The organism is Flavobacterium tegetincola DSM 22377 (assembly GCF_000425485.1).
Classification (GTDB): domain Bacteria; phylum Bacteroidota; class Bacteroidia; order Flavobacteriales; family Flavobacteriaceae; genus Flavobacterium; species Flavobacterium tegetincola.
Window position 1 is genome coordinate 78582 of the sequence record NZ_KE384385.1, and the last position, 19013, is coordinate 97594.

Below are 19013 nucleotides of genomic sequence, written 5' to 3' on the forward strand. Positions count from 1 at the left end.
AGGTTAAATGGCTATAAGTCTAACCCTTTAAACTTGTAAACTTTAAAACCCTTAAACTAAAAATTATGACTGAAGAAATTGATTTTATATTAGACAGTACAAAGGAATCGATGATTGGTTCTATTGCGCATTTAGAAAAAGAATTTACAAACATCCGTGCTGGAAAAGCCTCTCCTGCAATGTTAGGAAGTGTTTTTGTAGATTATTACGGCTCGGCAACGGCTTTGTCACAGGTTTCTAAAATCAGTGTTCCGGATGCAAGAACAATAACTTTACAACCGTTTGAAAAAAACATGATTCAGCCGATTGAGAAAGCAATTATGCTTGCTAATATTGGTTTCAACCCAATGAACAATGGCGATTTAATCATTATTTCTGTTCCACCTTTAACCGAAGAACGTCGTCGGGATTTAGCTAAACAAGCAAAAGTGGAAGCGGAAGATGCAAAAATTGGTATTAGAAACGCTCGTAAAGACGCGAATTCTGATATTAAAAAGCAGGAAAAAGACGGAACTTCTGAAGATATTTGTAAAAGTGCTGAAGCAGAAGTGCAGAAATTAACCGATACTTACATCAAGCATATTGACGAACTTTTAGTTGTTAAAGAAGCTGAAATCATGAAAGTATAATATTCTCTTTCTTATTGAAATATTATTAAAATCCACTTAAAAGAGTGGATTTTTTTATGTTAGTAACCTACTTTTGTCACAGATAGTGCTTTGTCACTATTGGCTCCAAACAGTATGAAGCATCTTATTTATTTGGTCTTATTATTTACCTGTTCCGTTCAAGCTCAATTTGAGATAACGGGCCGGATCATTGATGACAGTACCAAAAAACCTTTACCGTATGCCACTATATTTACGCATAATTCTTTTGCTATTGCAGATTTAGATGGAAAATTTGTACTGAAACCAGTTTATGTAAACGATTCAATTTCTGCTTCTTACGTCGGTTATGAATCTCAAAACTTAATTGCAGATAAGCAAGGTCCTCTTTTAATCAGACTGAATCCAATTACCCAAAACTTGCAAGAAGTGGCCATTGGAAATCATCCTGCCACCAAAATAATGGAGCGGGTGTTGACCAATAAAATCCTTAATGATCCACAGAAAAAATTAAAATTCTTTAATTTTAAAGTTTACAATAAGTTGGTAATTACAGCAAATCCAGACTCCATTAACGGAACTTTGGACTCAATATTTGTAACAAATCGCGGCGTTCGCAAATTTGTAGCACTTGATTCCACCGATTATACTTTCAAAAAAATCATTAGCAAACAGCATATTTATCAAACTGAAAAAATATCAAAAGTACAGTTTGACGGCACCCATTTTAAAGAGACGGTTGAAGCAACTAAGATGGCGGGTTTTAAAAAACCAATCTACGAATTGATTGGACTTAAATTAATGTCATTTTCCATTTATGAGGACCAATACGACTTATTAGAAACCAAGTTCAATGGCCCATTGGGACCAACAGCTTTGGACGATTATTCCTATAAATTACTCGATACACTTTCCATCCAGAAGCGTAAAGTATATTTGATTTTCTTCGCCAATAAAAAACGAAAGAAGGAAAACGGATTGCACGGTGTGCTATATATTGATGCCGAAAATTATGCTGTTGCAAAAGCCGTTTTGCGTGTAAAAAGCATCATTGACATCAGCGCGAATCATGAATACACCTACTTTCCAGCTGAAAATATTTGGTTTCCAAACGGCCGAACGTTTAAAATTATCAAAGGCAAAAACGATGAAAACCTTAAAATTTTAGGCGGACAAATTCAGTTTGAAGGAGACAATTACACTGATTTTCAAAATTCACGGGAGAAAGTGACCTCGGATTTTGTACAACTGATTTCAAAATCGGTCTATTTTGAACATGAATTTAATAAACCTCTTGTTATTTCTAAAAAAACGCTTGCCATTCAAGTGAATGAAAACGCCATCAAAAAAAGCGATTTATTTTGGCAACAAAATCGCAAAGACACTTTGGATTTTCGAGGGATCGAAACCTATAAATCATTAGACAGTCTGGTTATTTCTAAAAATATTGAGCAGAAATTGATCATTGGCCGCCGGATTTTAGACGGTTATGTGCCCGTTAGTATTCTAGATGTTGATTTAAGGTATTTGATCAAGTACAATAATTTTGAAGGTTTTCGCTTTGGGTATGGAGGTGTAACCAATGAAAAGTTATCCGATATATTCAAGTTGGACGGCTACGTAGCTTATGGCCTAAAAGACGACAACTTAAAATATAAATATGGTGGTGCAATTCGGCTTGGCAAAGCTTCTAATACGTGGATTGGTGGCTCCTACACCGATGATCTACGCGAAATTGCAAGCACATCATTTGCCATTGACAAAAGGATTTTTAAAATTTATGATCCGCGTCCGATTAACGTGAGTACTTTTTATAATTACAAACAAACCCGCGGTTATATTGAAACTAAAATCATTCCGAAAACCGAAAGTATTTGGGAATTGAGTCAGTCGCAAGTGGATCCCAGTTTTGAATATGCTTTTAAATATAAAGATAAAATTTACGACAAATTCACTTTAACCACGTTCATGGTTTCTCTGCAATGGAATCCGTTTAGCGATTACATGCTCACGCCTTCTGGACGTCTAGAAATTGAAAAGAATTACCCGAAATTCACTTTCCAGATTACAAAATCCTTACCTGGAGTGGTTGGAAATGATTTTGAATACACAAAATTCGACCTTCGCATGGATATCCAAAAAAAGTTTATCAACGGCCAAAAGACGACTTTTTATTCTGAATTTGGCTACGGAGTTGGCGACATTCCACTGACGCATTTATACAACACTTCTCCTAACAACTTGAATAACGACAAGCTTTTACAACGTATTACTCTTGCCGGAAAAAACAGTTTTGAAACCATGTTCTTTAATGAATTTTTCAGCAGTCAATATGCTTTTTTCCAAATCAAACACGGTTTTAAACGCATCACTTTATTTAAAAAAGTAAAACCATCGCTCGTTATAGTATCGCGATTGGGTTGGGGAACGATGCAAAAACCGGAACAGCATCTGGGAATTGACTACAAAACGCTTGACGAAGGTTATTTTGAAAGCGGCATTGAGCTCAATCAAATTTACAAGGGATTCGGACTATCGGGCTTCTACCGTTATGGTCCAAATCAGTTGAGTCAGTTTGAAGATAATATTTCAATCAAAGCCACTTTTATACTTAATCTTGGTTTTTAATTGGAAACAAATTTAAGACCTGCAATAGAACCAATTAGTGTAGTTAAAAAGAAGATTCTCCAGAACGTTGCGGGTTCTTTAAATATAAAAACACCTACTAAAACCGTTCCTACAGCTCCAATTCCGGTCCAAACCGCGTAAGCAGTTCCAATAGGTAACGTCAATGTAGCGCGATACAGAAGAAACATGCTGATCGAAAGACAGACAAAAAATCCAATCATCCAAAATAGCGCACTATTTCCAGTCGCTTCTTTTGCTTTTCCTAAACATGTGGCAAATCCAACTTCAAAAAGTCCTGCGATAATCAATAAAATCCAATTCATAAAGGTGTGTTTAACGAGCAAAGATACTAAAGAATTGCCGAGATATGAATTACAATATCCTGCCGTACTATTTAAAGCTAACCTCTAAGAGTGTGCTTAAGAATTTGACATAGATTACGCACGTTTTCACTAATTCCTAAACTACAATTCTTACTAATGGTGCAAATTGCTTTCAAAAACTAACTTCAAGTTAACTTCTTTTCTAACCAAAAATCAAATTTAAAAAGTGCTGCTTTCTGCAATTCATTTCACATAAAAAACAGATAAACCACCGTTTTCTGTACCTTTGCATTCGAAAATATATGGAAATGATTAAATGGTTTAGTTTGGGATTTTGGGAATTAGTGGCCCGAATCGTACTTCGAAATAGAATTCTGATGTTGGCTATAGTAACTATAATTACTATATTCCTTGGCTTACAATGGAAAAACATCAGCTTTACTTACACTGAAGCCAATCTACTACCCGATGATGACAATGTAAATATTGAGTACAACGCTTTTCTAGATAAATTTGGCGAAGAAGGAAATCTAATTCTTATCGGCTTGCACGATGATGTTTTATTTACTCCAAAAGCGTACCAAGCTTGGGACCAAATGATGCAGAACTTGCAGAGTGAAGAAGAAACGGATGTAGTGCTTTCTGTTGCAAATTTAAAAAAACTGGTTAAAAACGATTCCTTACAAACTTTTGAACTGACCAATTTTGTTGATGTTTCAAAAACTACAGATCCAGCGTATTTGAAGACGATCCAAAAGGAATTATTTAATGACCTTCCTTTTTACGAAGGTCTTTTATTCAATAAAAAATCAGGAAGTATTCGCGCTGCAATTTATTTGGATAAAGCAATTGTAAACACACCCATTCGGAAAGATTTTGTTTTAAACAAATTGATTCCGCAGGTGGAGTTGTTCAAGCAAAAAACAGGAATCGACCTTCGCGTTTCAGGAATGCCCTACATCCGAACGATGAATACAGAAACCATCAAAGGTGAAATTGGACTTTTTATCGGAATGTCGCTTTTAGTTACGTGCTTGCTCTTTTATTTCTTTTTCCGAAGTTTTAAAGCCACTTTAATTTCACTCATAATCGTGCTTATTGGAGTCGCTTGGTCATTTGGAACCTTGGGATTGTTGGGCTACGAAATTACAGTTTTAACCGCGCTAGTTCCTACTTTAATCATCGTCATTGGAATTCCCAACTGTATCTTTCTCACCAATAAATACCATCAGGAATATAAGATTCACCACAATAAAGTCAAGGCTTTACAACGCGTTACCACTAAAATTGGAATGGCAACTTTGATGACCAATTTAACCACAGCCATTGGTTTTGCTACGTTTATTGTTTCCAATAATGATTTGTTGATTGAGTTTGGCGTTGTAACATCGTTAAACATTATGGGACTGTTTTTACTTTGTTTGATCATCATTCCAGTATTTCACAGTTATGTTGCGCCACCAAATGCACGCCATCTGAAACACCTGGATTCGCAATCGGTTGGTTCCTTCATGGACTGGATTTTGCGCCACATCCGAGAAAGTCGTTTGTCCATTTACATGATTTCAATCTTACTTTTGGTCATCAGTATTATTGGTATCTATAAAATTCGTGTTTCCGGAAGTTTAATTGAAGACATGCCAAAGAAAGAAGCCTTTTTTGAAGATATTTTATTTTTCGAAAAAGAGTTTGACGGTGTGATGCCATTGGAAATCATGATTGACACCAAACGTAAAAAGGGCGTTATGAAACTGGCCACGCTTCGTAGAATGGACGAATTGCAAACGGTCATCAATGAAATTCCCGAACTCTCCAAGCCAATTTCCATTGTCAATCTAGTTAAGTATTCCAAGCAAGCCTATTACAACGGCAATCCAGAATATTATGAATTGCCAACCAACCAAGAGCAAAGTTTTATTTTGTCGTATGCCAAAAATACGGTCCAGAAAGGGAAAGATAATTTGATGAAAAGTTATGTGGATTCCACAGGACAGTACGCTCGAATTACAACCTTTATGCGTGACGAAAGTGGACAAAATATTCAGAAAATTGAGGATGAATTGAGGAAAGAAATTACCAAAATCTTTCCAAAAGAAAAATACACGGTTTCAATTACCGGAAAAGCATACGTTTTTCAGAAGGGAACCAGTTATTTACTGCACAACTTAATGACGTCATTGATCTTTGCAATTTTACTAACAGGTCTATTAGTAGGTTTTATGTTTCGATCGTTTAAGATGGTGATTGTTTCGCTTATTCCCAATATACTTCCTTTACTGATTACTGCCGGAATTATGGGCTTTTTAGATGTTCCGTTAAAACCGTCAACCATTCTAGTTTTCGGAATTGCCTTTGGACTGTCTGTCGATGATACCATTCGGTTTTTAGCACAATACCGTGAAGAACTCAAGAAAAACAATTGGAAAATCAGGAAGTCGGTTCTTGCTACTTTTGCAGATGCAGGTTTGAGTATGTTCTATACCTCTATTGTTCTATTCTTTGGGTTTTCGGTGTTCTTAGTGTCGAGTTTTGGAGGTACCATCGCGTTAGGCGGTTTGGTTTCCATCACACTTTTCTTCGGAATGTTGTCCAACTTGATGTTGCTTCCCGCTTTGGTTTTGACATTAAATAAAACGTTGGCCAACAAGCAGGAATTGATGGAGCCACGAATTGACATCATCGAAAGGTCCGATGAAGAGATTGACAATTTGCCAAAAACCAAACTCTAATCCACACTATTCCTAGTAGTATATACACATAATAACGTGCTTTTCCGAAGCATCTAGTAGTTGCTCTATCCTGCTGTAAAATCGCTCGTTTACCATCGGGCAACCATAGCTGTTGCAGATGTAGCTGGACTGTTCCTCATACGGAACTGCTGCATATTTATGCAACACAATATGCCTTGCAAAAGCATTGCTGTTGGTCGCGTCTAGGCCATGAAGTTTGTAAGCCTTGCCAAATTGACCATAGTAGGAAATCCCAACGGCATAATTTCCCAAGGAACTAGAAAGCGAGTTCTCGATGTTGCTAAACTGCAGCTTACCGCCAATACCCGTTTCCGAACCCACCCCGTGAGCCACCAAGCCTCGGTCGATTATTTTATGCTGCTTAAGGTCGTATATAAAAAACCGATTCTGCATCGATGGAATCCGCATGTCGATGAAAAACCCAAGGTCCGAACGGTACTTTGCAGTAGAGGCAATCACTTGTTCCACCTCCATAACTTTAGCATCAAGCACGTCCATTCGGGTTTCCTCCACCAACGAAATCGAATCTTTAAGACCCACCTTATCACTCGCATACATACGATAACCCAAATAGCACATCCCTAAACCAAGTACCAAAACCATTAGTTTTTTCATCCTTATATCTTTCCGTTCTTTGTATGTAACAACTCCAAAACACCACACATATTGCCAGACTCCCCTCTATTCCATCCACAAAAAAAATCCCAACAGCCACAACCATTGGGATTTTTCTACGCTATAACACCACAGCAACCACCCGTTATTTTGCAGCACGCATTCTTTTAATAATTTTGGTAATCGTGTACTCATCCTCAAACCCTGTACCGTCAAATACCAGTTTCCCCTTCTCTGCAACAGTCGAAATATAGGTGTACAAAGCTTCATACTCCGCCTTGTTATTCCGTACCAGCGCTTTTCTATCGTTCATAATTTCATTCTGCATCACATTCTTGTCAGACATACTCGTGTAAGTAGCATCCATTTTAGCGCTATAATCCGCCGGCATTCCTTCTGCCACAAGTGCGGTTTCATTGGCAAGAAGCAGTTGCCTCACACCCACTAACTCCTGCAAAGCGCCCTCAATATTATCCGAAGATAGCATCTCCTTCATCTTTGTAACCACTTTGGTAGGCAACCCAGCACCTTTAAAATACGAACTCAAATAGTTCACCTCCTTATTAAAAGCCGCTGCCTCCTTGTACAACTCTGCCGTAACCTTACGCTGTGTGGTGGTCAGCACCAAGCTATTTTCTAAATCCTTAACCAAGGCCAACTTACTTTTAAACGCCTCCATAAATGGCACATCCAACTTGGGAAATTTCCCCTGAATCTCCGCCTGGTCCCGCTCATAACTTACCATAATAAATTTCCCTAGCGGTACATACTCCTCATTTTTAACATTCGTGTTCATACTTAAAAATTTAATAATTAAAACTCCATGCAACCTGCACCTCTACAAGTTGGCCTATGGTAAAGCTACTTAAAATTGCAATGCATTATCAATAAAATTTAGAACTCTTCTGTTATTTAATAAATACACCGAAACTATTACTATTCATTATCCCAATACAGTAAGTATTTCCCCTTTGCACTAATGTGATTGTTTCGATTGTAAATACAAAAAAAGAGAACTGTTAGGTTCTCTTTTTATTGCTGTAATTGGTTCCGTTCAACAATGGTTTTATTTTTCGTTGTTTGAACGTAGGGGAATTTTGGTTGTTCGTGGTAGTTATTTTTCGTTGATTAGATTTTCAATTTTTATCTTAAGTTTTGGAAGATGATTTATCAATATAGACCAGATGTTTTCGTCAGAAATATTATCATAAGCGTGAATTACTTGATTTCTCAAACTGATAATTGCTTTTGCATTAGTTATTTTAATTTCGAATGTTTTATCTCGTGTGATAATTCGGTTAGTTGCTTCTCCAATAATTTCTAAATCTCTTTCAACTGCTCTTTTTAACATCAAGTTGCCTCGATACTTCATAAAATCTTTTGATTCATTTATGAAATAACTGTCAATTTCGTCTATAGCCATTTTAATATCAAACAACCATTTTAGGATTCTCTCATCCATAAATAAGTTCTTTAGATTTGTTTATGGAATTTATTAAAATTGGATTTTTAAGCGTTTGCTCTTCAAGTAAATCGACCTCTCTTCCAAATAGATCTTTTAAATTTTCTTTCAGATTTATATAGTTATCGAAATATTGTGATAATTCAAAAGATTTGAATTTAACTAAAAAATCAATATCACTTTTATCGTTGAAGTTTGAATTTAAAGCAGAGCCAAATAGATACATTTTGTCCACATTGTGTGTGGAACAAATTGCCTTTAGACGGTCACTATTTTTTTCAATTAAAATCATAATTCAAATTTAGGAAAAAAGTCTCTATAAGTTACCGATTCTGCGAGATACTTACTGCCAACGTGTTTGTGTATGATTAGTGGCATGGTTTGGCACCTAATTTAGCAAATAGAACCGAATAGAAAATCCGGGAGGATTTTGGTAAATAGGCTAGAACAAGCAATTATTTTTATACGGTATTGCTAGTAGTTTTTATTTTTCAAATTACTTTATAAATTCAGTTATTTTCAATTCGTTGTTTTCTCCAGTACTATTACTATTCATTATCCCAATACAGTAAGCATTTCCCTTTGCACTTATGTGATTGTTTCGATTGTAAACACAAAAAAAGAGAACTGTTAAGTTCTCTTTTTATTCTTTTAATTGGTTTCGCTCAACAATGGTTTTATTTTTCGTTGTTTGAACGTAGGGAGACTTTGGTTGATATGAGAAGTGCTTATGTAATAATTTTGTAGATTATATATTTAGTAGGGTCTAGGATGACCATATCATGTTTAAATAGGATTTTGACATTTACTGCATTTCCCTCTAAAACATCAACTTCTTCTGAAGAATATTCAACTTCATCATTTTCATAATCTGTAGTTGATGTTTCACCATCTTTTATTGGTTCTGTTATCTCGACGAGTAGCTCTTTATTATACCATTCATCTTGTTGGTAAATTATGTAATTAATTGAATTTAAGTCTACAATAAAAAGAAAATCTTCAGATTCATAATTGTTAATTATAGGGATTTCTCGATATTGAGATCTCGAGAAAGGAATTTCCGATTGAGTTACATATTCAACTTTGTTTTGTGAATCGTTTAGTAGATCTAAATTCTTATAATTGCAAAATATTACTATTTTCGTTTTGTCATTGACGCTATTCAAGTATCTATCGACCGCTTGCGATAATTGACTTCCTTTTACTGCAACCGAATATTTCTTGTTCATTAAAGACTTAAAAAATTCTCTATTTACGTTTCTCGCAGTTTTATTACCAAAATCAGTTAAACCAATGATATTTTGATATTTATCTCCATCAATAAATGCAAATCTAGACTTCAACATTTTTGTAAATATGCCTATTCCTAATTTTTCAATTATGTTTTTGGCATATGTAACTCTCTCGAAATGTTTAAGAAGTTTAGGAACAACAGAATTACTATCCCAAATTGCACCTACGTCTTTTTTAAACTCTGCAATTCTATTTACTGATAGAGGAATATTGGATATTTCTTTATATTTTAATATTTCTTGTTCTTTTTGAATTACAGAAAAGAATTCAATGATTTTTGCTTTGCTATAATTAAAATCATCAATGTTTAGATTGTCAGGAGTTTGATTATATAAAAAAGGAAACCACTTTACTTTATCTTTCTCTATAATTTCTAGATTTTCTTTTACATTATCAAATTCAAATCTGAAACTATCCCTTATTGTTATTTTTTGGATTTCAAAACCATAGTTTAATATTTTATACTTTAACAGCATAACTGTAAACCCAAAGTTTAACCAAGTCGAAGCCATAAGCATGAAATACGCTTCACCTACTGGAGGTTTTTCAATTTGCCAGTTTCCAATTTCCCATAAACCCTCATCTACATCGTATTTAAATTTGTAATAAGAATTAATTAATTCTTCTCTATTATAATATGAGTTTATAAAGATGCTTTCTAAAACATTAATATCAAAATCTCCCAATTTTATTTTTTCATACTGATGTAAATAAAAAAGCCACGATAGAATAGCGAATGGAAAGGCAAAATTATAATAATCATTTTTATCATCAAAAGTTAGGTATGTTTCTTTTAGCTTTTTAAATACCAAATTGAAACTTTGAGAATTTCTTTCATCGATTGTCGCTTTTACTAATGAAATGAGTCCAAAATATGTCAATTCTAAATAGCGTTTATCGATATTCTCCGTGTAGTTGTGAAATTTAATACTTTCAGAAAATCGAATTGTAATAACTTCAATTAACTTTTTTTTATTTTCCAATGGAATCTTAAGATAAATACTAGCGGGGTATTGGATAACTTTTGAATATATTGAAAAAGATTTATTCAAAGATTGATACAATAATTCATCTCTGAGAAATAATAATAATTCAAAAAAAATCTCATCACTATCTTTTTTCGAAGCTAGAATAATACTGTCGTGAACTTTGTTAATTATCAGATTTATATACTCAATATTTTCGGATTCAAAATCATTACTATATTTTTTTTGAAATAGCATATTAGTAGGTGTTTAAAAATTTTCCAAGAACAGAATTTATATTTGATAAATCTTCTTTTAGTTCTTCAAGTCGATCATTCTTTACGTTATTTTCCAATTTTTTTAAAAGAATATTGAGAACTTCGGGTTCTAATTCATCCGAGAATAAAGCCGTCTCCTTAAATACAAAACAATTTTTAATTTTATATGAATCTTCATTTATCGATACAAGAAGAAAATCGTTAGCAATTTGAAATTTATCATCTAACTGTAACGAAGCAAAATAATTATCAGTATGATTTAATTTCAAAAGAATTTTTTTCAACCGTTTCGTGTCTAAATCCCTAAAGAAGCTAATCTTGCTAAATTTTACTGTTACATTTGTTTTGGTCGATAGCTTATTACTGAAGGAAAAAAATAACGGTGATGTTTTTTTAAAAGTATGTGAATTGAAAAAAGAATCATATTTAACCACGAATTCTTTTTTGATTTTATTTACATATAAAATTTTGTCAAACTCATGATTTAGCTCGTAATGTAAAATTTTCTTTCTACTGGATTTATTAATAAATTCGAATACTATTTTATATAAATTTATTAAAAGTAGGATAAAAAACAAGAAGCAATAAAATAAGAAAATAAGAATGTTTGTCTTATAATCTTCAATATTCTTAAAAATTACATTGAGGATAAGCAGATAAATTATAATTGAAAATCCAAAATAGGTAACAAATTTAAACTGAACTTTTTTACTAATAATTTTTTCAAGGTCATCGCGCTCGTCCTTTAAATGGGTAAGAAGAAGATTTGTTACAAATAAATTCATGGATACTAAAGTAATCACACTTGTCGTTAATACTTTGATAGTATCATGAAAGTCTACTTCAAGAAAATTTAAAAATGTTAGATTGGAGTAAGTATAAAGTACAACTATGCAAATTAAAAGGAAGAATATTATTGCAATTTTAAAGAATGAGGAGGTTGTAACCCTATTCAGAATGATAGAATAAATGTTGTAATAGCTGCTATGCAATTTGGGAAAATCCCTTTTTATTTCTTTTATTGTTTCCGCTAATATCATATAATGTTTCTTATCTCTAATGACGATTGTTTTATCATTTCGCTGAACTATTAAATACACACAAGTATATATAATTTTTTTCAAATATACCCCATTCTACACAACAACCACCTCCCATAAAACCAACTTATTAACAAAACTTACTGCAATAGGGTTTATGTCCACTAGCCAAGGGTTTTGGTCTACTCTGCTGGGGTTTTTGCTTACCTCGGTGGGGTTTCTGTCCACTCTGTAAGGGTCTTTTTTAACTTGGGTGGGGTTTTCGTCTACTCTGCTAGGGTCTTTTGCTAGTTAGGTGGGGTCTTTTGCATTTCTGGTGGGGTTTTTCTCTTTTTACCTAGGGTTTATTTAATTTCAGGTGCCATTTATTGCAAAAGATGCAGAACGCCTTGTTCCTAACCCATTTGCAACCCCAAAACACCAAAAAACACGCTGAGCCAAGCCACCATTTTTCGGCTATAATCCTTATATTTGCCCCAAATTACACTAAAACATGAAGAATCTAGTAGAAGAATTACAGTGGAGAGGACTTGTCCAAGACATGATCCCTGGAACAGAAGAACAACTTTTAAAGGAAGCTACTACCGTATATATAGGATTTGACCCAACCGCCGACTCGCTTCACATTGGGAGTCTCGTGCCCATTATTATCCTAAAACATTTACGCAATTTTGGCCACCGTCCTATGGCTCTTGTAGGTGGTGCAACGGGTTATATCGGGGATCCTTCTGGAAAATCGGACGAGAGAAACCTATTAGACGAAGCTACGCTAAACAAGAACGTTGCCGGGATTAAAGCACTACTTTCTAACTTCCTAGACTTTAATGCTACCGACGAAAACGCCCCAATACTAGTAAACAACTACGATTGGATGAAGGATTTCTCCTTTATCAACTTCGCTCGTGACGTGGGTAAACGAATCACAGTCAATTACATGATGTCCAAGGACTCGGTTAAAAAACGCTTCTCTGGCGATGGTGGAGAAGGTATGAGTTTTACCGAATTTACTTACCAATTGATTCAAGGATACGACTTTTACCACCTGAACAGGGAATACAATTGCAAACTACAAATGGGTGGAAGCGACCAATGGGGAAATATCACCACGGGTACCGAACTTGTACGACGCATGAACGTGGATAACGAAGAAAGAGGTAAAGTATTTGCCATGACTTGCCCACTTATTACCAAAGCAGATGGTACTAAATTTGGTAAATCCGAAGGTGGAAACATATGGCTTACCGCCGATAAGACTTCGCCTTACAAATTTTACCAATTTTGGTTGAACACCTCAGATGTAGATGCCGAGAACTACATCAAGATCTTCACTTTCTTAGATAAAGCAACCATCGAAGCCATCATTGCCGAACATCTTGAAGCGCCACATTTAAGAGTTTTACAGAAACGATTGGCAGAAGAACTTACCTTGCTTGTACATTCCCAAGCAGATTTGGATAGCGCTATATTTGCATCGGGTGCTTTCTTTAGCAAAGATATGAGCGACATGAAAACACTAAAGGAAAACCAACTTTCGGAGATTTTTGAAGGAATCCCACAAGCAGACGTTGCCCTAACCGACCTACAAGCAGGCTTAGACATCGTGAGTTTGCTAAACGAAAAGACAGGCTTCCTAGCCTCTAACGGAGAAGCAAGACGCGCTTTAAAAGAAAATTCTATCTCGGTAAATAAAGAGAAAGTAACAGAAGATTTTGTTTTAAAAGCAGAGGATTTAATTGGAGACAAGTTTGTTTTATTGCAACGCGGTAAGAAGAATTACTTTGTGGTTCGCGCGGTGTAGATAGAAATTTTTTAAAATTTCAAACCATTAAGGTATTAAGATGATAAAGCGTGATGCTTTGGAGCTTGGTACTTTGATGGTTTTTTTTTAGTTAGTACAGTAGCGTAATTAGATAAGTATTAATTGTTTTTAGATATTTTATTATTGTTATTCAATAATTATATTATATTTGTATACAATCTAATTTAAATCCATATGAGAAAACTAAACGTTTTAAAAGCATGTATTGATCTTGCTTTTTATCTTTCATGTTTAACTGTTTTAGCATTCGTTGTATTTATTCCTTTTGCTGTTTTAGGACAAATGGATGGAATTCCCATTAAGATGCAAGGACGCGAATTAATAGTTGACAATTGGCAAGCCAAAGTGGTTTTGGTTTTTGCATTAGTAAGTGCACTGTTCTTTGTTTATGGTATTTATTTACTTCGAAAAACCATTGGTTTCTTCCTTAAAAAAGATGTATTTAATAGCGAAGTAATCCGAAACTTCAATGTCATCGGGATTTGTGTTATTACCTCAACCCTGTTAATGGTTCTTCCTTCTTTCCTATACACAGCTTTTCATAGAACCGCAATGGGTTTTAAACTTGAAGTTGGTTTCGATTCTCCTTTACTAGTAATCAGTTTGGGATTGTTCTTCATGGTTTTGAGTGAAGTATTTAAAATTGCAAAGAATTTAAAAGAAGAAAACGACTTAACACTTTAAACATGCCAATTATAGTAAATGTAGATGTAATGCTTGCGACGCGTAAAATGCGTTCTAATGAACTCGCCGAACGAATTGGAATGACAACTGCAAACCTTTCTATATTGAAAACAGGGAAAGCGAAGGCAATCCGTTTTTCAACATTAGAAGCAATTTGTGAGGTGTTGGAATGTCAACCGGGAGATATATTAGAATATGTTCCGGAATAAGTAGAAATCTAAATAATTTAAACCATTAAGGTATGAAGACAATGAAGCGTGATGCTTTTGAAGCTTAGTATTGTATTGGTTTTTTTTGTGTCAATGAATTTCGGTTTGTTCCACTTCTACCCATTTAAAATCGCCTCGAACGGTGGCATCTAGTAAATCTAGTTTTAGCTTTCTGGCAACTTCTTGCGCGAAAATAAAAGCGGAGGCGCTATCATTAAAGTCGCACATTACAAAGTGTTTGTTTCCGATGTACCACAAATTGACTTGATAACTGTAATAACCGTCTCTAAAAACGGAAACGTATTCTAAGCTTGGCGCTGGTGATACACTATCATAAGAAAAGCGACCTAAATAGTACCGCAAAATAAGATTGTCTTTATCAACATCAATCAGCACCGATTTGACCACTGAAAAAGCAAAACCTGCTACGATACAACATACAATGAGATAAAAAAACGAGGCAAATATCCTCATCGTATCGTCGCTATATCCAAAATTGTAAAACAGCATTACAACATGATACATGAGATAAAACATAAATGTAAAGATCAATCCTGCAATAATGGTTTGCCAAATTGGTCGGTTTGCTTCATGCACAATCAGTTCAAATTCTTCGTCTTGTTTCATGCGCTAAATATAAATAAAAAAGCCTAACAAATAAATGTTAGGCTTTCTTTATGAAGTATATAGAACTTAATCTACTAAAATAATAATTTTATTGTCGTTCATTTCTAAAGTACCAGACTCGATTGCAAGGTGCTGCTTTCTGTCGGCTCCTAATACGAAAAGAGCGGTTCCTTCTTTAGTAGCTGCAAATGCTTTTGCTTCTACCTTAATGGTTCCTTTTGCTAATATCGACACAATTGCAGCGTGGTGATTTAACATCTGAAATTCTCCATCAATTCCAGGAACGGTAACCGAAGTTACTTCTCCCGAATATAATTTTGCCTCCGGCGATACTATTTCTAAAGTCATTTTTTAAAATTTAGGATTTAGGATTTTTGAATTAGGATTAAGTTTTGCACTGCAAATCCAAAATCTAAAATCAAATTTCTCAAATCATTAAGCTTCTGCCAACATTTTCTCTCCAGCTTCGATTGCTTCTTCGATAGTACCTTTCAAGTTGAAAGCTGCTTCTGGAAGGTGATCTAATTCTCCATCAATGATCATGTTAAATCCTTTGATGGTATCTTTAATGTCTACTAAAACTCCTTTCAATCCTGTAAATTGCTCTGCAACGTGGAACGGCTGAGACAAGAAACGTTGTACACGACGTGCTCTAGAAACAGATAATTTATCTTCTTCAGAAAGTTCTTCCATACCTAGAATCGCAATAATATCTTGCAATTGCTTGTATTTTTGAAGAATTTCTTTTACTCTTTGTGCACAATCATAGTGCTCATCACCAAGAATTTGTGGCGTTAAGATTCTTGAAGTAGAATCCAAAGGATCTACTGCAGGATAAATACCTAACTCAGCAATTTTACGAGACAATACTGTTGTAGCATCTAAGTGAGCAAATGTTGTCGCTGGTGCTGGATCCGTTAAATCATCCGCAGGAACGTAAACCGCTTGTACAGAAGTAATCGAACCTTTGTTTGTAGAAGTAATTCTTTCTTGCATCGCTCCCATTTCAGTAGCCAACGTTGGTTGGTACCCTACTGCAGATGGCATACGACCTAAAAGTGCAGATACTTCAGAACCCGCTTGAGTAAAACGGAAAATATTATCTACAAAGAAAAGAACGTCTTTTCCTTGATCAGTTCCTGCTCCATCACGGAAATATTCTGCGATAGAAAGTCCTGAAAGTGCTACACGAGCACGAGCTCCAGGAGGCTCATTCATTTGACCGAAAACGAAAGTAGCTTTTGACTCTCTCATTCCTGGCATATCTACTTTAGATAAATCCCATCCTCCATTTTCCATAGAGTGCATGAATTCATCACCGTATTTTATAATTCCTGACTCTAACATCTCACGAAGTAAGTCATTTCCTTCACGTGTTCTTTCTCCTACTCCTGCGAATACTGAAAGTCCACCGTGACCTTTTGCGATATTGTTAATCAACTCCTGAATCAATACTGTTTTACCAACACCAGCACCACCGAACAATCCAATTTTACCCCCTTTTGAGTAAGGCTCAATTAAATCAATTACTTTAATACCTGTGAATAAAACTTCAGAAGAAGTAGATAAATCTTCGAATCTTGGTGCTTGACGGTGAATTGACATTCCGTTATCACCTGTTTTAGGCAAATCTCCAAGTCCATCGATAGCATCTCCAATTACGTTGAATAAACGACCGTAAACATCTGGACCGATTGGCATCTTGATTGGATTTCCTGTAGCTAATACATCGTATCCTCTACTTAAACCATCTGTCGAGTCCATAGAAATGGTACGAACTGTGTTTTCACCAATGTGAGATTGAACTTCTAATACTAATATAGTACCATCTTTTTTAGTGATTTCCAATGAATCATAAATTTTTGGAAGTTCAACATCCTTTCCGTTGAAAACTACGTCAACTACTGGACCAATGATTTGAGCAACTTTTCCTATTACTTTTGACATTACTTATGTATTTATTAAATAGCTATTTAGGTTTATGAAAAATACGTGTTTTTTCAGAGTGCAAAGATAATTTTTTAAAATATATAATCAATAAAAATGTTGTGTTTTTTATTTAAAATTCAGATTCCAAATTATTGACGCTCTATTTAACACTGCAAATCCCTTTATAACCATTAAAAAAGCCATCCTTTAGATGGCTTTAAATTAATTTCTTGTTTTTTATTGTAACGTAGCCGGATAGCTAATTTGATAATCTACTGCTTTATACATTCTGAAAGTAGATCCATATGTTGCATTGATGGCTTTCAAAAATTGATTAGCGATGTATGCATTTCCTCTTGCAGTAAGATGCACACCGTCTAAACTAAAAGCTCCTCCACTCACAAAGGAAGCATTCAAACTGTAATTATCAAAACTCACCCCATTTGCCACATTAATTAGAATGGCATTTGCATCAACAAACGCTAACCCTTTAGCATCTGCAGCAGCTTTAATAATACCATTAAATAATGCGGTTGCTGTTGCAAGTTCTGCTTGTTCGCTAGGCAGTAAGACCCATTTATCTTGCATAGGATACGTAACACCATTAACAGCCAATTGACCTGCTGTAGCTTGAGGAACACCTTGCGCAACTAATGCTGCAAAATATTGAGAATTCAATTGACCAATGATCGAAGAGGCTGGCAAAACAAACAAGTCATTTGCTGTAGCTTGACGCGATTGACCAAATTGATTTGCTAATAATGCAGCTGTCGCAGCCGGAACTCCTCCACCTTGCAGAACCGCTACTAATTGAGCAGAAAGATTTGGCAATGTCTCGTCATGAATTACAATTGGACTTTTACCATTTGCATTAAAGACAATTGAACGTTCAGGAACACCAAGAAAAGCGAACGCCTGATTCAATGGAGCTAAAGTTGCGTTCAATGTTGGAATTTGCGGCCCAAATGCTGGATTAGCAGAATCCAAAGCATCAAATGGAACCACTTTGAAATGCGGAATTGTTTTTACGTCCGGAATATTTGCTACAACGCCTTTCGCTCCCGCTGACGTTAAAGTTGTAATTAACCCGTTATACGCTTGTGAAAAAAGCGCTTCAGACGTAATTGGATCTGTTCCATCTCCACCACTTGTAGCGTATCCTAACACATCATTATTACCAATCCATAACGAAAAGAATGTTGGATTTTGAGCCATTGCGTCTGCAATCACTGAAGTTGTTGCACTTGATCTAAATCGTACAAAGTAAGGATTTGCAGTACCGGTTGCAAGTCCCGCTAAGTTTCCATAACCAGGAGCTAATAAATGATAGCTCTTTGCACCTGGAACACCCATGTTATTAAATGGCCCTGCTAAAGGAACTGCAATTTCAGTTGATGGAACTGCACCAGGTAATGACACCGGACCCACACCATTAAAAACGAGGCGAGGAGCAGCGATTAAGTTACCACCCAAAAGTAATCCTCCAAAATTATCATTGGTAAACGGAGTCGTAAATGTTCCGCCACCCGCTAAAGCAAATTGTTTAGAAAGTAGATTTGAAAAGGCATTCTCTTGACCTGCTTTAAAAAGCGCTCCGTCACTGTATCCCGCTGTTAACGAATTTCCTAAAGCAACATATGTTGAAAAATCTGCGGAACCAGCAACTACAGGTACTTCTTGTGCTACTTCGTCCTCAATATCTGACGTACAAGCTACAAAGGTCAGTGAAACCAGCAGTAGCCATTTGAAATTTTTTATCATAACTTAAATTTTTATATTTTGA

The 19013-nt window shown here is 35.2% G+C and carries 17 protein-coding genes; 6 read left to right on the forward strand and 11 right to left on the reverse strand.

What is annotated here, in order from left to right; genetic code table 11:
* Positions 1-65: 65 nt before the first annotated feature.
* A complete protein-coding gene (gene frr / locus H602_RS0113600) occupies positions 66-629 on the forward strand; it encodes a ribosome recycling factor (RefSeq protein WP_026978492.1) in 564 nt (187 codons plus the stop codon).
* Between the two features lie 114 nt (positions 630-743).
* Positions 744-3236, forward strand: a complete 2493-nt coding sequence (locus H602_RS0113605) for a DUF5686 family protein (RefSeq protein WP_026978493.1) — start codon at positions 744-746, stop codon at positions 3234-3236.
* On the opposite strand, the gene H602_RS0113610 is transcribed toward H602_RS0113605, so the two are convergent.
* Positions 3233-3559, reverse strand: a complete 327-nt coding sequence (locus H602_RS0113610) for a DMT family transporter (protein WP_026978494.1) — start codon at positions 3557-3559, stop codon at positions 3233-3235. The two genes, H602_RS0113605 and H602_RS0113610, sit on opposite strands and share 4 nt — an antisense overlap.
* A 308-nt stretch (positions 3560-3867) precedes the next feature.
* Here H602_RS0113610 and H602_RS0113615 point away from each other — a divergent pair, with 308 nt between their 5' ends.
* Positions 3868-6288 carry an efflux RND transporter permease subunit gene (locus H602_RS0113615; protein ID WP_026978495.1) on the forward strand — a complete coding sequence of 807 codons (2421 nt, stop codon included), beginning with the start codon at positions 3868-3870 and terminating at the stop codon, positions 6286-6288.
* A gap of 12 nt (positions 6289-6300) precedes the next feature.
* On the opposite strand, the gene H602_RS0113620 is transcribed toward H602_RS0113615, so the two are convergent.
* The 6 genes from H602_RS0113620 to H602_RS0113645 all read right to left on the reverse strand — a co-directional run bounded on the left by H602_RS0113620 (position 6301) and on the right by H602_RS0113645 (position 12046).
* Positions 6301-6924, reverse strand: coding sequence for a murein L,D-transpeptidase catalytic domain-containing protein (locus H602_RS0113620; protein WP_026978496.1), 624 nt, complete (start codon positions 6922-6924; stop codon positions 6301-6303).
* 145 nt (positions 6925-7069) lie between these two features.
* Positions 7070-7720: a hypothetical protein gene (locus tag H602_RS0113625; RefSeq protein WP_026978497.1), complete on the reverse strand. Its 651-nt coding sequence runs from the start codon at positions 7718-7720 to the stop codon at positions 7070-7072.
* Positions 7721-8038: 318 nt separating this feature from the next.
* Positions 8039-8386 carry a HepT-like ribonuclease domain-containing protein gene (locus H602_RS0113630; protein WP_026978498.1) on the reverse strand — a complete coding sequence of 116 codons (348 nt, stop codon included), beginning with the start codon at positions 8384-8386 and terminating at the stop codon, positions 8039-8041.
* A complete protein-coding gene (locus H602_RS0113635; protein WP_026978499.1) occupies positions 8379-8678 on the reverse strand; it encodes a nucleotidyltransferase family protein in 300 nt (99 codons plus the stop codon). The genes H602_RS0113630 and H602_RS0113635 overlap by 8 nt, the downstream gene beginning before the upstream one ends.
* 436 nt (positions 8679-9114) lie before the next feature.
* Positions 9115-10902, reverse strand: coding sequence for a hypothetical protein (locus tag H602_RS0113640; RefSeq protein ID WP_026978500.1), 1788 nt, complete (start codon positions 10900-10902; stop codon positions 9115-9117).
* A gap of 1 nt (position 10903) precedes the next feature.
* Positions 10904-12046, reverse strand: a complete 1143-nt coding sequence (locus H602_RS0113645; RefSeq protein ID WP_157505072.1) for a hypothetical protein — start codon at positions 12044-12046, stop codon at positions 10904-10906.
* Between the two features lie 409 nt (positions 12047-12455).
* On the opposite strand from H602_RS0113645, the gene tyrS reads away from it, so the two are divergent.
* From tyrS to H602_RS0113660, 3 genes are all read left to right on the forward strand, one after another.
* Positions 12456-13760: a tyrosine--tRNA ligase gene (gene tyrS, locus H602_RS0113650; protein ID WP_026978502.1), complete on the forward strand. Its 1305-nt coding sequence runs from the start codon at positions 12456-12458 to the stop codon at positions 13758-13760.
* Between the two features lie 195 nt (positions 13761-13955).
* Positions 13956-14465 carry a DUF2975 domain-containing protein gene (locus tag H602_RS0113655; protein ID WP_026978503.1) on the forward strand — a complete coding sequence of 170 codons (510 nt, stop codon included), beginning with the start codon at positions 13956-13958 and terminating at the stop codon, positions 14463-14465.
* A 2-nt stretch (positions 14466-14467) separates the two neighbouring features.
* Entirely contained in the window at positions 14468-14674 is a 207-nt protein-coding gene (locus H602_RS0113660; RefSeq protein WP_026978504.1) for a helix-turn-helix domain-containing protein, read from the forward strand.
* A 90-nt stretch (positions 14675-14764) separates the two neighbouring features.
* Here the strand turns inward: H602_RS0113660 and H602_RS0113665 are convergent, their stop codons facing one another.
* From H602_RS0113665 to H602_RS0113680, 4 genes are all read right to left on the reverse strand, one after another.
* Positions 14765-15301: a hypothetical protein gene (locus tag H602_RS0113665; protein WP_026978505.1), complete on the reverse strand. Its 537-nt coding sequence runs from the start codon at positions 15299-15301 to the stop codon at positions 14765-14767.
* 66 nt (positions 15302-15367) lie between these two features.
* Entirely contained in the window at positions 15368-15649 is a 282-nt protein-coding gene (locus H602_RS0113670) for a FoF1 ATP synthase subunit delta/epsilon (protein ID WP_026978506.1), read from the reverse strand.
* An 87-nt stretch (positions 15650-15736) separates the two neighbouring features.
* The gene (gene atpD, locus H602_RS0113675) at positions 15737-17248 is read right to left on the reverse strand and encodes a F0F1 ATP synthase subunit beta (RefSeq protein WP_026978507.1); all 1512 of its coding nucleotides are present in this window, start codon (positions 17246-17248) and stop codon (positions 15737-15739) included.
* 219 nt (positions 17249-17467) lie between these two features.
* The gene (locus tag H602_RS0113680; protein WP_026978508.1) at positions 17468-18991 is read right to left on the reverse strand and encodes an SGNH/GDSL hydrolase family protein; all 1524 of its coding nucleotides are present in this window, start codon (positions 18989-18991) and stop codon (positions 17468-17470) included.
* Positions 18992-19013 lie beyond the last annotated feature (22 nt).